The sequence below is a fragment of the Rhizobium sp. 05L429 genome (assembly GCF_056397645.1).
Genome location: NZ_JBFTNV010000035.1, coordinates 66,155 through 80,553 on the forward strand (window position 1 = coordinate 66,155; position 14,399 = coordinate 80,553).

Here is a 14,399-nt window from a genome sequence, read left to right on the forward strand (position 1 = left end):
CGGCCGTGTCAGCGTCCGATAACAACGCCCAGCTCCCGGGTTGAGCGGCTCGCCCTTTGCAGCAGAGCCATCGCACCCTGGCTTTCGGCGATGGTCACGGCGGTCAGCAGTTCGGCGGCGACAAGATTGGTTTTCACGTTTCCCCGAGCGCGCAGCACGGCCCGGCAGCGGTAGAGTTCGGCGAGCCAGTAGGCATGGCCGGTTTCCTTGGCCTGCCGGATGGCGTCGGTGACGACGTCGATGGCCTGCTCGTACTTGCCGGCAAGGCCGAGCAGGGTCGCGTGCATGTAGAGATAGATCGGCAGGTCGGCGACGGCGCCGAGATCCTTGAGCAGCGCCAATCCCTCGCCGAACATCTCATGGCCGGCGAGGAGGTCGTCGCTGTGGGCTTTGGCCCAGCCGCCGAAAAGCAGCGACATGCCAGCKAGCGACTGCATCTCATTTTGCTGGGCAAAGAGCTGCATCCGGCTCGAAACATCCGCCAGCCGCTCGAAATCGTCGCGGTAGAAGGCCGAGACCGCCTCGGTGTCGAGCGAATGGGCGGTACTCRGAACATGGCCGATGCGCTCGACCAGGCCGACCATGTCCGCAAGTGCTGTGTCCGAGGCCGAGCCCTGTCCCGTCAGCCAGAGCGACAGAGCGAGTTGTCCGAGGCCGCAGACCTTGGCGTCGTGGCCGCCATAGAGCGTTCGCGCGGTTTCGGCCGATCGCTCGTCGTAGAGCGCAAGCCCCGCCGTGATCGCCTCCTGCGTCTCCCTGTGCCAGCCGAGATTGAAGTCGATCGCCCAGATGCAATGCTTGACCTGCAGGGCGATTTCGCGATCTTCGGTGCCAAGCATCATCATCTGCACTTCGAGTGCGCGGTCGTGCATGACGAGAAAGTCAGGCCCGGTCAGCCACCAGCCCCAATAGATCGGAAACCACTTTGGCTGGTCTTCCTTCGGCTGGCGGCGGGCGATGGCGACGCCGTCTTCGTACAGCTTGCGGGCGGGCGGAGAATTGGCGCCGACGAGGCCAGTGAGGATCGGGCCGAGCCTGGTGAAGGCGGAAAGCCGCAAGGCGTCGACCGCCTCGCTTTCGTCCATCTCGGCGCAAAGGGCCAGCGCGTGCTCCAGATGGTGGCGCGCCTCGATCATCGCCGAGCGGCCGGCACTCTCGGAGCCGGCGGCGATGAACAGCCGAATTGCCTCCTCCGTGAGCCCGGCGCGTTCCGCCTGGTCGGCGAGCCCGCCGGTGTCGATCCATTCCGCCAGCCCACGGTCGTCGCTGACGGCGTCGAACAGCCGCCGGTGCAGAACCTGCCGTTGCTTGCGCAGCAGTGCTTCGTAGATCGTTTCCTGGATCAGGGCGTGTCGGAAGCGGTAGATCACGGTTCCGCCGGTTCGGCCACGCGTCAGAAAGCCGGTCTCGCACAGCACATCCGCCGCACTCGCCAGCGACCGCCTGGCGAGATCCGGCAAAAGCGCGTGAAGCAGCGGCAGCGTGGTACGGCCGCCGGCGATCGCCGCGGCTCGCGCCACGTCCCGCGCCGGTCCGAGGCGCGCGAGCCGTTCGTCGAGAATCCCTTCGAAGGCAAGCGCGTGCGTGTGAGAGACCTTGGCCTCGCCGTCATGCGCGATTGCCTCAGGAATATTCGCCGCATCCGCAGGCGCGATCTCCGTGATCCACTGGCAGATCTCCTCGATKAACAGCGGAACGCCGCCGGAAATCCGCTCCGTCGCCTCCAGAAGTTCCGGAAGCGCCGTGCGCTTGTGTGCCGGCCAACTCGCTTCGATCGCCTGCTTCGTCTCGTCGCGATTGAGGGGTTTCAACGACAAGTGCACCACGTCGGCACCGCCGGCCCAATCCATCGCGGCGCCGGGGCGCAAGGTGACGACGAGAAGGATGGGAAGCCGTGAAACCGTGCGGGCGATTTCCCCAAGGAGGTCCTGCGACGTCGGATCGATCCAGTGAATATCCTCGACCGCCATGATCAGCGGACCGCGGGCGCCGACGGTCTCCAGCGCATGGATGGTCGCCCGCCGCGCCCTGTCGCGGATTGCCTTGGGATCGCTGCCGGAGAGGGACTCGTTTCGGCCCGCAGCGCCGAGCAGATACGAAAACAGTTCGGCGACGTCTGGCTCTTCTATGCCGTGGTGCGCGAACGCGGCGGCGACGGTTGTCGCCGTCAGGCGTGAGGGGCCAACCGCCTTGGACGCCGTGCCGGGAAAGCCATGCATGAGTGGGTGAAGCGTGGAGCGCGCGCCGCCGAGCGCGCACTGAAACAGGAAGGTCCTCGATCGCTCCTTGCGGGTAAGCTTGCGGATCTCCCGCAAAAGCCGTGATTTGCCGATGCCGGCGTCGCCTTCGATCGCCAGGATCTGGCCTTTCCCGGCCAAGACCTCTCGCCAGCAACGGCCAATTGTCTCAAGCTCGGCGGCACGGCCGATGAAGGAACCGCCAAGCCGTCCGAAGGCGTAGAAGCGGGTGACTTCGGTACGATGTTCGAGCGCGCGCCAAACCCTTTCGGGCTCGGCAAATCCCTTTAGCGACCGGCTGCCCTCGAAGATGAAGGCGTAGGCGCGTCCAGCTAGGGTCTTCGTTTCCTCCGAGACGAGAATGCTGTCAGGGGCCGCGAGCGCTTCCAGCCGCGTCGCCATGGCGAGCGCCGCCCCCGTCACCGGCACCTGCGAAGGGACTTCCTCGCGCGGTTCCTGGACCAGCGCGATGGAGGTGGCGATGCCGACGCGGACATGCATGTCGCTGCGCCGCGCCTCGCGGCCGACGCGCCGGCAGGCCTCGATAACGTCGAAGCCAGCGCGAATCGCCAGTGACGCGGCATCGCGCGAGCCAAGTTCCGTCGGGAAAAGGGCAACACCGCCGTCACCGGCCTCGACCCGCATCACGCCGGAACGCGCGACGATCGCCGACCGCACCGCCTGCTGAAAGGCGGAAATCAGCTCCTGGAAGTCCTCGATATCGAGTTGATGGAAAAGATTTGTCGATCCGACAAGATCGTAGCAGAGCGCCGTGATGAGGCGCCGCTCGCTGCCATGCTCCGCCGGCCGCGCGCCCCCGCCCGGCGATTTTCGTGGGTGCTTCGGTGAGTTGATAGGACTTTCGCTCGCCATCGCCGCCCCTTGCGTGTCTGCCAAATCCTGCACCTGACAGAGCGACTATAACACAGGCCGACACGATGTGTCGGTAGCCAAAAGTTGAAAGGAGATCGGATTGTACGCGGCTCGAAATGCCGTGCGGCGGGGCAGACCCGCACGTCGAAATTACGTAACGATTTCAAAGAGATTCGGAGGTCGCCGACCCGTCAGAATTACGGACGTGGCAATGGGCGGCCCGGAGCGCGGCGGCATGTTGCCGCTGCGGCCGGACATGGCCTCGCTGGCAGTCGGCTCAAACAACTTCCCAACCCGCGTCTACGAGAACAGTCCCGACCTCGTCGACTGGCTGGCTTCGGAGATGCGTAAGCACAGCGTAAAACCCGAAATCGAAGCGTTCGATCTCAGTCACATCTTCCAAGCTGCGAGCATGGTCAAGGACGGGCGCCTCAAAGGGCCGCTTCACGTCCAGTTCGTGATGGGAGTGAAGAACGCCATGCCGGTCGACCGCGAGGCGTTCGAGTTCATGGTAAAGACTACCAAGAGGCTCATGCCAGATGCGACCTGGTGCGCTGCTGGGATCGGCCGGCACCAAGTGACGCTGAACAATTGGTGCGCCGAATTGGGTGGACACTGCCGCACAGGCCTTGAGGATAACATCCGCATCGGCAGGGATGCGTTGGCGCCCTCGAACGCGGCGCTGGTCAGGCAATGCGTCGAAACAATCGAAAAGTACGGGCGCCGCGCGGCGACCGCTGCGGAGGCGCGGGCGTTGCTTGGCCTGCCGCCGCCCGGCTGAAAGCAGGAAAAATCGGGGAAACAGATCTGCGGCACTGAGCATCGATCCCGGAAATCTTCGGTGCCATGCTAGCGGATCACCAACACGCGCAATGGCCAGTCGGTCGCGAAGGTTGAAAAAATGTTCGTTCGGTCAGACTGGCATAGAGTCTGTTTTGGACCGATTCAGCGCATGACGGTTGCGTGACCGCTTTCATTTTCTACGCTCCCGAAGCGGACAGTCCGAAGACGGCCCCAATAAAGCCGGTCGGCGATGCGCCGATATCGGCCCCAGATCGGACGGAATTGACAGTCGAGAAATAGTGGCGGTGGCCGACCCTTCGGCGAAAGCGCGAAATCGGACGCTAATCTTGTTCAGGACCGCTTCMGCCAGGAGGATGCGGCGGAAAGGCTCGTCGGCACCAACTCCTCACGTCTTGGGACCCTGGGGGCTTGCCACTACAATGAAGCCTTTTACTATGGTAAACCTAGAACGGTGCCAACTTGTGAAACCGCTGATGTTGGACAATCATCTGACTCGTTCGGTTGACAATACGGCAGTCCGGGGAGGAGGCCGCCATGGCATCGATCGACGAGAAGAACCTCGAAGAGAAGCTAACGGCGCTAGAATCTGCCCGGAGCTGGAGTGCGCGGATCGTATCCAAGCTCGAGGGCAACATCCGTTCGGCAAGCGACGCCGAGCTCTTCCGCATCAATCCGATCAAATTTGCCACCGACAAGAGCCTCAACGAGGAGGAAACAATTGCTCTCTTCCTGCACGCCACCGCGCTAGGTCTCTTCGACATGACCTGGATTCTGATCTGTCCGGTCTGCTCCTGTGTCATCGATAGCTTCCGGGCTCTCAAGAATCTCGGCAGTCGCTGCCGGTGCACCCACTGCCATCTGGATTTCGTGGCGGCTCTCGACGACATGATCGCGATAACGTTCACCGTGAACCCCGCCATTCGCCGCATCGCCTATCACGATCCGCAGACGCTGACGGTGGAAGATTATCTTTTCCGCTATAGCTCGACGAATGAGGGCTTGATCCCTGACGGAACGCCTTTTGTCCACCTGAGGGAGATGCTGAGCCGCGGATTAGCCTATATCGAGCCGGGCGAGACGACCGTTTTTGAGATAATCGCAGAAGCTGGCGTATTACATGGCAGCAGCTCCGACAGCGACGCAGGTATCACATTCATTGTCGATCCCACACTCCCGACTGGCGAACAGCGCGTTGCAATCCGTCTTGACCTCGAGTCCAGCACGCCGGATGCAGGCACAATCGCGGCCGGCAAGGTGATTTTCGAGATGTCGAATGTCGCGGACAAACGCATCGAGTTCGGAATCCTTCAATTGCCGCCCGGCGTCGATAGGCCGCCGCCGCTCCACTTCGCGCCGTTCCTCTCAGGAAAGAGGCTGCTCACGACCCAGACGTTCCGCGACCTTTTCCGCTCCGAGGTGATCCGCAGCCACGAAGGGCTCAGCGTCAAGGACATCGCTCTCCTATTCACCGACCTGAAGGGCTCGACTGCGCTCTATGACCGGATCGGAGATCTGAATGCCTTTGCGCTTGTGCAACAGCATTTTGACCGGCTGCAGGACGTAACAGTTCGCCACAACGGCGCGATCATCAAGACAATCGGCGATGCGGTGATGGCGGCGTTCCTGCGGCCTGCCGATGCCGTGCGGGCGGCGCTCGATATGCGCAGCGAAATCGCCTCGTTCAACAAGCGGCAGCCAGATAACGCTCTGATCCTCAAAATCGGCGTCCACAAAGGCGCGGCAATTGCTGTTACGCTGAACGAGCGCCTCGACTATTTCGGCCAGACTGTGAACATCGCTGCGCGCGTCCAAGACCTTGCCGACGCTGACGAGATTTTCGTCAGTCAGGATGTTTACGAAGCGATTGGGGTTCGCGACGGACTGGCGGCTTTTGTGGTCGAGCCGAGAACTGCGCATCTTCGAGGTGTGCAACATGATTTGCCGGTTTTTCGGGTGGGGGCAGCCGCCTAAGGCGAGATGACTGCTTGGCTCACAAAGTAAGTTTGCACGACCGCAATCAACGCCGTTGCGACGACTTGAGGCGAGCAACTGCCATTGGTGATGCGGTGCCCGGTGATGTTCTGGCTTGGTGGGGTCGCAGTTGCGCCAAAAGCCGCCATTCCGCCCCAGGCGGGTGATTAGATCACGAATTCCTCTTCGTACGTCTTCGGCTCGGGAACGACGGTAACCTCCACCGGAATGATCCAATTGGCCACGTAGCTCTCGCAGTCGGAACGCTGGTGGTCGGGCTGCACGCACCCCGCGCCATCGATCGCGCGACATCGCAGTGTATATCGCCCCACGTCTTCAGGGGTCCAGATGTACTCCCACAAGCGCCATGCAAAGGGACGTTCCGTTTCGAGGAGCCTTGCCTCGCGCCAGCCCCTGCCATCTCCGGTGCAGACCTGCACCTGCCGGACAGGAGCCTCTCCGCTCCAGGCGGCTCCGAAAATCCGGTACGGTTGGCCGGCGACGAGACGCGCCCCCTGTACGGGACGCGCGATCTGCGCTTTGACCTCCATCTGCGCAAGGGGGACCAGCGTGGGTTCCCCGAGGCTGCGCTCCCAACGGAAATAGTCGCGCGCCTGCCAGTAGCCAAGGAACGGTTTTTCCACAACCGTGATATGCGTGATCCACTTGACCCAGGCCATGCCGAACCAGCCGCCCACGACCGCGCGTAGCGGGTAGCCGTGATCGCGCGTCAACGGCTTGTCGTTCATCGAATAGGCAAGGATCGTGCTGTCGGCGATGGCCTTATCAAGTGGCAAACTGCGCGCAAACGCGATGGGGCCGGGAGAAGCCGTTTTCTTGTTCGAGTCGACGACGCCGCTGTCGGCGCCTGTGAGCAGAACCTCACATGCGGTTCGCTTGACGCCCGCCATTTCCAAAATGTCGCGCAGAAGAACACCTGTCCACGCGGCATTGCCGACGGCTCCGTTCTGCCACTGCAACCCTTCCCTCGGCGGCTCATAGTAGACGCGCCCGTTGCCTGCGCACTCGACGACCGCGGTCAAAGTCGTGCTCCGCATCGCCTTGATGCTGTCGAGGTCAAGTTCGATAGGCCGCTCCACCGCCCCGCCAACGCGCAATCTCCAGTCTCGCGCATCGAGGTCCGGCGACGGGAAATGGTTTCGCACGAAGAACAGTTCGGTTGGGATCAGCCAATCGGAGAGCGACGCAAACGGAAACTCGATATTCTCAGGGGATTTCTGTCGAACTATCAGACCGGGTTGCTGTGGTGTCGGCATCTTCCTCGTCTTCCCCTTTGAAGAGCACAACGTCGGCTCTCGGTCGCGCGAATTCCGGTACGATCACACCGCCCCTCGCTGCGCGTCTGTCCCATTCGGCCTTAGGGCCGCCTACGGGCCGCATTCTAGCACATACCGCACGTTCCTCGGATCGACCTCGAACGGCAGCAAAACGGCCGACGGCGGTCTTGACCGCTTTACGCCAGAAGTGGCCATGTTCCGACTGTTGGCAAAGCGTTAGGTCCCCAGTCTCCGGTTTTCCGTAGAAAGCACCTTTCTTAGGAAAAACCGTCGGGGCGTTCGGTCGTCCCCTTCGAGTTCCCCAAACTGCTCATAACCAAGCTTCAGGTAGAACGGTTTTGCTTGGAAGTCGTAGGTGTCCAGGAAGATGCCCAGGTAGCCCCGTTCGCGGGCAATGCGCTCCGCTTCTCCCATTAATTGACGGCCAAGACCCTTTCCTCGGAGTGCCTCAGGCACAACTAAATACTTGACGAATAGCCAATTGAGTTCATCGAACGCATACAGGCCGCCGACGATCTCCGCAGTCTCCGGTTGCCTCAAAACTATACCAAGATGAGGCCATTCCGCTATGGTCGCGGTGTGGTGGCTATTGAAGTCCACCAGCGGTTTAAGGAGGTGGTCAAGCTCATCTGCAGTTGGCTCGGCCGGGAGAGTCTCTAGAATTGCAATCATCGCGCGAGAGTGCGTGAAAGGACGGCGGTTGTCTAGTCGATCGTTGCGGCTGTTCGTCCGCTTCAGGGCCGAAAACAGACTGACAGGTTCTGGGATTCAGGCTGCTAGAAGGGGACTCCGGTTCCCCTGTCACTCCGGCAGGCCGGCCTTTCGGAAGCCGTCGACAAAGTGGTCTCGTACAGATGCATCGCGCAGCGGCTGGGAGCTGAGCCAATGGGCGATGGTGAAATGAGGGTGGGCGATCAGGAACAAGTCTGCTTCTCGCCGCGCCTCCTCGCGGTGGCCCAACTGCGCAAGCGTAGCAGCCAGGAATTTGCGTGAGTTGGTACGATACGTGTCTTTCCTGCGGAGCGTAGCGGTTGCCGCCTCATAGTCACGCGCGGCGTATTGCGCCTGCCCAAGATGACAAAGATACCAGCAGGCTGGGTAGGGATTGAGCCGCAGAGCTTTTTCGATCTGCGCCAGTCCGTCGGCAACCCTGCCGTCCAGCACGGACAAGTCCGACATGGCGGCCCAGGTGTCGGCGTGGTTGGGGTCCAGCTCCAGGGCTTTGGCGAAGGCGGCCTCCGATTCCTCCCATCGCCGCTCATAAGCCAGAATGGTCCCCAGAACGTAACGGCAGCCGGCATCGTTGGGATCCAGGTCGACCGCCTTCTGCGCTGATGTCACCGCCATCTGGCGGTTGGGATCTTCGGGCTCGCCGAAATGAGTCCAGGCAAGCCAACGGTTATAGGCGAGCAGACCGAGCGCCTCGGCATAGGATGGCTCGAGCTTGACCGCGCGTTGGAGCAGCATATAGGCCTCACGCTCGGTTTGCGGCGACTCTTCCGTCAGGAGGCGGGCGCGCACACACAGATCGTAGGCTTCAAAGTTCTTCGGCCGATTGCGCGGCGTCGGGATGGTCAGCCGGCCGACGAGGGCTTCAACAATCTTGGCGTTAACTTCATCCTGTAACTCGAAAACATCTTCCACCGTCCTGTCAAACCTCTCGGCCCACAAGTGCTGGCCGGCAAGCGTGTCGACCAATTGGGCATTGATGCGGACACGGCCCATTGCGCGTCTGGCGCTCCCCTCCAGGACGTAGCGGACGCCGAGTTCCTGGGCGACCAGCTTTACGTTGACCGCCTTGCCCTTGTAGCCGTTGACGGAATTGCGCGCGATGACGAACAGGCCAGCCGTACGGGAAAGGTCGGTGATCAGGTCTTCGGTCAAGCCGTCGACGAAAGGCGCGTCCGCTTCATCCMCACTCATATTCGTGAACGGCAATACAGCGATCGAGGGATTTTCCGGCAGCGGCAATATGCTCTGCAGCGCATCCGGCCAATGCCACACGTGGACTGGGCGGGTCAGGTTCTTCAGGTAGCGTTCGCCTGCATCGAAGAACCGGTCGCCGATCTTGCCGACGATCTCGCCGTGAACGCTGGCTGAAATGCAGATACCTCCCGGCGCGGCCTGCGTCTCGAGGCGCGCCGCGACATTGACCCCGTCGCCGAGGACGTCTGAACCATCGTCAATGACATCTCCCAGATTGACGCCGACACGCAAAAGCAGGCGCCGGTCTCCGGAAGCCTTAACAGCAGTGGTGGCCCGTTGCATTTCCAACGCTGCTGCGACCGCGTCCACGKCGCTGCCGAATTCGATCAGGAAGCCGTCGCCCACGACCTTGAAGACGCGACCGTTGTGACGCATCACAGCCGGCTCGATAATGCCGGAACGGAGTTCCCTGAGGTTCGCCAGCGTTGCGACTTCATCAGCCTCCATCAGGCGTGAATATCCCACCACATCGGCAACGACGATGGCGGCAAGGCGACGCTGAAGAGATTGATCCGTCATGTGAGGACAAGCCTAACGACCGAATTAGCAAGTTATTGTTCAACCACCGGTGAGTCAACAAGTGGCAAGAGGTAATGTCCAGGCGATCTCCACCTCCATCGAGCCGTCATCGTTCCTTGTGACCGACGGCGTCGAGGTGGACGACAGGGAAATGAGTATCCAATGCGGACCATCCGCTCGCGGCCCCTCCCACACTCAAGGACTTGGGTGCGCTGGACCCCTGTGACATCCCGTGCCAGCCTTTCCTCCTGAAAGCATGCCATCAGCTGGCTCCCCTGTTTCCGTGCCCAGTCTGCGCTGGTATCGGTCAGCCGGAGAGAGTGCGGACCATCTCAGCGCGCGCCTGTCATCATGGCAATAGCGCCATGACGGCTGCCGTCAGGCTGTGCATACCGAAGGCGCTTTTTGCGGAGCCTTTGCCTGCGAGAATGACCAGCATGTCGCCGACGGGGATGATCGCCACGACCAGCAGGACGAGGCCGGTCTCGCGCTGCGTGCACCAACGCATGAAGGCAAGCACGAGCAATCCCGCCGCGATGTCGCGGACGCCCTTGAGGCGGAGCATACCCTCTTGCGGCGCGAGGCGGCATTCCGCCGCACCCGTCAGCCCCCTCAATTTACAATGAAATCMATGTCACAATCCTGTTGGAATTGATGGCTAGACGGGCGAAAAATCGGCAGCGAGGATCAGCAGATGGCAGAAGAGAAACCCCTGGATTTAACAGGAGAAATCGTCGACTTCGATGCCGGGCACGGAGAAGCCGCCACCGTCGAGATGGACGACTATTCCAAGAGCCTGGCGCAGGCGAAGGCAAAGTCCGTCAAGCTGGTGGACGCGATCACCGGCCACACACTGAAGAAGAAGGACGCCTTCCATTTTGACGATCTGCGTCCCGCGCTCGCCGATTTCGTGCGGCAGAAACACCCCGGCATCCGCTCGGACGATTATATCAGCCGCAAGATGGTCGATGACTATCGCGGCCAGTACATTGCCGAATTGCTGCGCGACGAACGCGGCGAGCTCTCCAACCTCGAGGACGAGGTCGTCGAGAGCCTGAAGACGCATGACACGCTCGCCGAAAACATCGAAGAGGATTACGAGGAACACCGTTCGCTCGGCGATCGTGTCGCCGATGTCGTGGCGACCTTCGGCGGAAGCTGGACCTTCATCATCTCCTTCTGCTTCTTCCTCGCCGTCTGGATGGGTATCAACCTGTTGCTTGGCGAGAAAGCCGCCTTCGACGTCTATCCCTTCATCCTGCTGAACCTTATCCTTTCGACCATTGCCGCCCTGCAGGCGCCGATCATCATGATGAGCCAGCGCCGCCAGGAAGCAAAGGATCGGTTGCGGGCGCTCAACGACTATAAGGTCAATCTCAAGGCCGAGCTGGAAATCCGCCACCTGCATGAAAAGGTCGATCACCTGTTGAACCGGCAGTGGGAACGGCTGACCGAGATCCAGCAGATCCAGATCGAAATGATGCTGGAACAGGCCAAGGCCGCCAATCGGGCGCTGAAATTGAGCAAGGCGCAGAAATCCAAGACCAATGCGCTCAAGAGCCTCTTCAGCACCAAGCCCGGGGCAGATGAGACCGACGAAAAGGGGGAATAGCCGATCCAACCGGTTCGGCGATCACCATGAATTGAGGCCGAGATCGCGCTTGCCGCTCATGACGCGCACGGAGTTCGGGCCGGTCTTGTTCCAGGTCTCGCAGATCTGCTTTCCGGCGTCTCGGCCGGCCTTCCAGGTTCGGMAAAACTTGTTGCCGGCAATGTGCCATTTGCCTTCGATCGGGATCACGTCACCGTTTTCGAGCTTGACCTGACCTTTGGCGGTTCCGTCCTTCGATATCGACAGGCTGCCGCTATACCCTTCCTTCGGTCCGCCCAAGGTGAGTTCCTTGCCATTTGACAACAGGGCCGTCAGTTCCTTGCCTGTCATCGCGGTCGCGGCGATTGCGGGGAATGCGCCGAAAACAAGGATCACTGCGAAAGCTGCGATGCGGTTCATGTTCTTTCCTCCACCTTGATGTCGATGATCTTCGATTGCGTCTTTCCAACCTGCCGGGGAAATGATGCACTCCTGGCGTCGATAACAACAATTAGCCATTGCTGATTATGGTATGAAAGAACATTGATGCCCGGAAAATGTTCTAACAGATGTTGCGCTATCCTGAATTGTGCAGCCTTGTGAATCCCGTCAGGGTATATGCTCACGGTGCTCAGGATGAGATCGTGGCAAGAGCAATCAGGGTCACGAAGACGCTCAGCGGCGGAAGATGCTGATAGTCGCGGTGGCGCAGAACGGTGAAAATCGCGGCTGCGATGACGACCGCCGCAAGCGCCAGGCCAAGAATGCGGCTGACGGGAAGCGCGAGCAGGGCGGCGGTCGATATCTCGAGGGCGCCGGTCAGGATGCCCCACCAGCGCGGATAGCCCCATTTGACGAAATCGTCTCGCGTTCCCGCCGCGCCGATCGCGTTGACGATGCCCGCGCCGAGGAATGCTGCCCCAAGGAGCCAGAGGGAGAGAGTGTGGACCATCTCAGTGCGCCCCTGTCATCATCGGGATGGCGGCGAGCGCCATGATGGCTGCCGTCAGGCCGTGGATGCCGAAGGCGCTTTTCGCGGATCCTTTAGCGGCGAGAATAACCAGCATGTCGCCGACAGGGATGATCGCCGCGACCAGCAGGACGAGGCCGAGCTCACGCTCAGTACTCCACAGCATGAAGGCGAGCACGAGCAGACCCGCCGCGATGTCACGGACGCCCTTGAGGCGAAGCCACGGGACGGTGTTAGGGTCGTCTGCCGGAAGCRGCAGGCCGAAGCTGCGCGTCATTGTCGTCGGGTTCGCGATATAACCGGTGCCGATCGCGATGATTGCGAGGGCCACGAGCAATGCGATCCCATTCAGAAGCCAGTCCATCATGCCATCCTTCTAGCGAGTTAAGTTAATCTATCGATGCTAGTTATTTATGCTAGCGTTGCTAGATTTTCAAGCCGTGATATGGTCCTGATGTTCACATGTCCGTGCAGGGGAGTTTTCGAATGGGTATCGCAGAGCGAAAAAGCCGGGAACGCGCCGATCGCGAAGATMGTATCGTCGCGGCAGCCCGTGCCATCGCAGAGAGCGAGGGATGGGATGCCGTCACGATCCGCCGGCTGGCCAAGGAGATCGAATATAGCCAGCCGGTTCTCTATTCACATTTCGAGAACAGGGACGCGATCGTAGCAGCAGTCGCAGTCGAGGGCTTCAAGGAGCTCACGGCCGTTCTTCTGAGTGCCGCGGACGGGGCGAACGGCCGACAAGATGCCCTCATGGATGTCGCCGTGGCCTATTTCGCCTTCGCGCACAGCCGCCCGTCGCTCTATGAGGCCATGTTTATCCTCCCGACCCAATTGCGGTTCGCGCAAGCCGACACGCGAGCGGAACTTCGGGCCGGTTTCGAGGTGCTGGCGGCAGTGGTATCTCCGTTCTGCGCCGATGCGGAGATCGTGACCGAAACCTTCTGGGCAGCCCTTCACGGACTTGCCGAGCTCGAACGGTCGGGCCGCATTCGGCCCGCCATGCGTGACGAACGCATCGCGCTTGTCGTCCGGGCGATCGTGGATGCAGGAAGGAAACCGCCGAGCCGTGGTGCAAACTCTTGATTTTTGCCTTGAGTGTGAGAAGCCTAAACGATGCAGAACGGTCGCATCATCTTTTTGAACGGCACATCGAGTGCTGGAAAATCCACCTTGGCAAAAGCTTTGCGGACGGCTCTTCCGGAGCCCTTTTGCTACTATGCCTCGGATCAACTTGCCGATGCGGGTTTTCGGACGATAAAGCGTAGAAATCGGGATTTTGGCGCGCACGATGAACGAGCCAGGTTCTTCAATGGCTTCCATCGCTCGATCGTTGGTTTTGCCGAAGCTGGCAATGATCTGCTCGTCGAACACATCGTCGAGGAAGCAAGCTGGTGGCTGCAGTTGCGACAGCTCCTTGCGCACCTGGACACCTTCTGGGTTGGCGTGCATGCCCCGATCGAGGAGATCGAGCGACGCGAACGGGACCGCGGAAATCGCTCCATCGGGGAAGCGGCGTACCACCTCAAAACCCATGGCTACTGCGAGTATGACATCGAAGTGGACACCAGCGACCCTCAGGATGCCGTTGTTTCCGCGATAGTGGACGCGTGGCGCAGGCGGCCGGCCTCTGCCTCATAACAGGTCAAGAGCTGTCCGCGTCGTGTACCACTCATCCATTTCGCCTAGCCCTGCAATTCCCCCTTCAGATGATCCGCCAGCCTCAGTGCCAGCGCCACCGCCGGCAATGTCGGGTTGGCCTGTCCGGACACCGGAAAGACCGAGCTGCCGGCGACATAGAGGTTTGCGAGGTCGTGGCAKCGGCAGTTGCCGTCGACGACGCTTGAGCGGGGCGAGGCGCCCATTCTGGTGAGCCCGATCTGGTGGTAGCCGTCGAGTGCCTGGCGGCGGACGGCCTCTTCCAGGTCTTCCGGCGGGCAGAGCCATTCGAAGCTGCCGATGTCGCGGCCGCCGATCCATTCGGCGAGCGCGTGATGGGTTTTGATGAGGKAGGTCAGGTCTTCGCTGGCGAAGGCGAAATCGATCGCCAGCCGCTTCAGGCCCGTCTCGTCCGTCTGGGCGCTCAGCCGCACGCGGTTGGAAGCGACCGGCCGCTGTTCGCCGTGATAGGCGAGCCAGTAGAGATG

General features: G+C 61.1%; 14 protein-coding genes. 5 read left to right on the forward strand and 9 right to left on the reverse strand.

The annotated features are described in order from the left end of the window. Positions 1-8: 8 nt before the first annotated feature. Positions 9-3,110 carry an ATP-binding protein gene (locus tag AC1DNW_RS28815; RefSeq protein ID WP_477855160.1) on the reverse strand — a complete coding sequence of 1,034 codons (3,102 nt, stop codon included), beginning with the start codon at positions 3,108-3,110 and terminating at the stop codon, positions 9-11. A gap of 211 nt (positions 3,111-3,321) precedes the next feature. Between AC1DNW_RS28815 and AC1DNW_RS28820 the strand changes: the two genes are divergently transcribed. Together AC1DNW_RS28820 and AC1DNW_RS28825 are read left to right on the forward strand one after the other, a co-directional pair. Continuing rightward, positions 3,322-3,891: a beta-keto acid cleavage family enzyme gene (locus AC1DNW_RS28820; RefSeq protein WP_113309144.1), complete on the forward strand. Its 570-nt coding sequence runs from the start codon at positions 3,322-3,324 to the stop codon at positions 3,889-3,891. Positions 3,892-4,448: 557 nt separating this feature from the next. Beyond that, a complete protein-coding gene (locus AC1DNW_RS28825; protein ID WP_113309143.1) occupies positions 4,449-5,885 on the forward strand; it encodes an adenylate/guanylate cyclase domain-containing protein in 1,437 nt (478 codons plus the stop codon). Between the two features lie 167 nt (positions 5,886-6,052). Here AC1DNW_RS28825 and AC1DNW_RS28830 read toward each other — a convergent pair whose 3' ends face one another. The 4 genes from AC1DNW_RS28830 to AC1DNW_RS28845 all read right to left on the reverse strand — a co-directional run bounded on the left by AC1DNW_RS28830 (position 6,053) and on the right by AC1DNW_RS28845 (position 10,253). Further along, positions 6,053-7,162 (reverse strand): sulfite oxidase, encoded by a 1,110-nt coding sequence (locus tag AC1DNW_RS28830; RefSeq protein WP_113309142.1) that lies wholly within the window; start codon positions 7,160-7,162, stop codon positions 6,053-6,055. A gap of 237 nt (positions 7,163-7,399) precedes the next feature. Next, complete coding sequence (locus AC1DNW_RS28835; RefSeq protein WP_113309141.1) at positions 7,400-7,855, reverse strand: GNAT family N-acetyltransferase; 456 nt, start codon at positions 7,853-7,855, stop codon at positions 7,400-7,402. A gap of 129 nt (positions 7,856-7,984) precedes the next feature. After that, complete coding sequence (locus tag AC1DNW_RS28840; protein ID WP_477855152.1) at positions 7,985-9,688, reverse strand: adenylate/guanylate cyclase domain-containing protein; 1,704 nt, start codon at positions 9,686-9,688, stop codon at positions 7,985-7,987. Positions 9,689-10,037: 349 nt separating this feature from the next. Continuing rightward, positions 10,038-10,253, reverse strand: a complete 216-nt coding sequence (locus tag AC1DNW_RS28845) for a DUF4267 domain-containing protein (protein ID WP_113309139.1) — start codon at positions 10,251-10,253, stop codon at positions 10,038-10,040. 129 nt (positions 10,254-10,382) lie between these two features. Between AC1DNW_RS28845 and AC1DNW_RS28850 the strand changes: the two genes are divergently transcribed. After that, positions 10,383-11,300, forward strand: coding sequence for a DUF1003 domain-containing protein (locus AC1DNW_RS28850; RefSeq protein ID WP_113302111.1), 918 nt, complete (start codon positions 10,383-10,385; stop codon positions 11,298-11,300). 21 nt (positions 11,301-11,321) lie between these two features. Here AC1DNW_RS28850 and AC1DNW_RS28855 read toward each other — a convergent pair whose 3' ends face one another. The 3 genes from AC1DNW_RS28855 to AC1DNW_RS28865 all read right to left on the reverse strand — a co-directional run bounded on the left by AC1DNW_RS28855 (position 11,322) and on the right by AC1DNW_RS28865 (position 12,613). After that, a complete protein-coding gene (locus AC1DNW_RS28855) occupies positions 11,322-11,699 on the reverse strand; it encodes a hypothetical protein (RefSeq protein WP_477855153.1) in 378 nt (125 codons plus the stop codon). Positions 11,700-11,910: 211 nt separating this feature from the next. After that, positions 11,911-12,231, reverse strand: a complete 321-nt coding sequence (locus AC1DNW_RS28860) for a DoxX family protein (RefSeq protein WP_113309137.1) — start codon at positions 12,229-12,231, stop codon at positions 11,911-11,913. 1 nt (position 12,232) lies between these two features. Further along, on the reverse strand, positions 12,233-12,613 hold the full coding sequence (locus AC1DNW_RS28865; protein WP_477855161.1) for a DUF4267 domain-containing protein: 381 nt from the start codon (positions 12,611-12,613) through the stop codon (positions 12,233-12,235). 122 nt (positions 12,614-12,735) lie between these two features. On the opposite strand from AC1DNW_RS28865, the gene AC1DNW_RS28870 reads away from it, so the two are divergent. Then, positions 12,736-13,338, forward strand: coding sequence for a TetR/AcrR family transcriptional regulator (locus AC1DNW_RS28870; protein WP_477855154.1), 603 nt, complete (start codon positions 12,736-12,738; stop codon positions 13,336-13,338). Between the two features lie 30 nt (positions 13,339-13,368). Then, the gene (locus AC1DNW_RS28875; RefSeq protein WP_113309135.1) at positions 13,369-13,893 is read left to right on the forward strand and encodes a phosphotransferase-like protein; all 525 of its coding nucleotides are present in this window, start codon (positions 13,369-13,371) and stop codon (positions 13,891-13,893) included. 44 nt (positions 13,894-13,937) lie between these two features. Here AC1DNW_RS28875 and AC1DNW_RS28880 read toward each other — a convergent pair. Then, positions 13,938-14,399, reverse strand: a 462-nt coding sequence (locus AC1DNW_RS28880) for a GMC family oxidoreductase (protein WP_477855155.1), incomplete at its 5' end; no start/stop codon positions are given.

What these genes read in the sequence shown, in the direction of transcription:
- AC1DNW_RS28830 (WP_113309142.1), bottom strand. Translation starts at nt 7,162, where the DNA reads ATGCCGACACCACAGCAACCCGGTCTGATAGTTCGACAGAAATCCCCT.
- AC1DNW_RS28875 (WP_113309135.1), top strand. Translation starts at nt 13,369, where the DNA reads ATGCAGAACGGTCGCATCATCTTTTTGAACGGCACATCGAGTGCTGGA.
- AC1DNW_RS28850 (WP_113302111.1), top strand. Translation starts at nt 10,383, where the DNA reads ATGGCAGAAGAGAAACCCCTGGATTTAACAGGAGAAATCGTCGACTTC.
- AC1DNW_RS28820 (WP_113309144.1), top strand. Translation starts at nt 3,322, where the DNA reads ATGGGCGGCCCGGAGCGCGGCGGCATGTTGCCGCTGCGGCCGGACATG.
- AC1DNW_RS28860 (WP_113309137.1), bottom strand. Translation starts at nt 12,231, where the DNA reads ATGGTCCACACTCTCTCCCTCTGGCTCCTTGGGGCAGCATTCCTCGGC.
- AC1DNW_RS28835 (WP_113309141.1), bottom strand. Translation starts at nt 7,855, where the DNA reads ATGATTGCAATTCTAGAGACTCTCCCGGCCGAGCCAACTGCAGATGAG.
- AC1DNW_RS28845 (WP_113309139.1), bottom strand. Translation starts at nt 10,253, where the DNA reads ATGCTCCGCCTCAAGGGCGTCCGCGACATCGCGGCGGGATTGCTCGTG.
- AC1DNW_RS28825 (WP_113309143.1), top strand. Translation starts at nt 4,449, where the DNA reads ATGGCATCGATCGACGAGAAGAACCTCGAAGAGAAGCTAACGGCGCTA.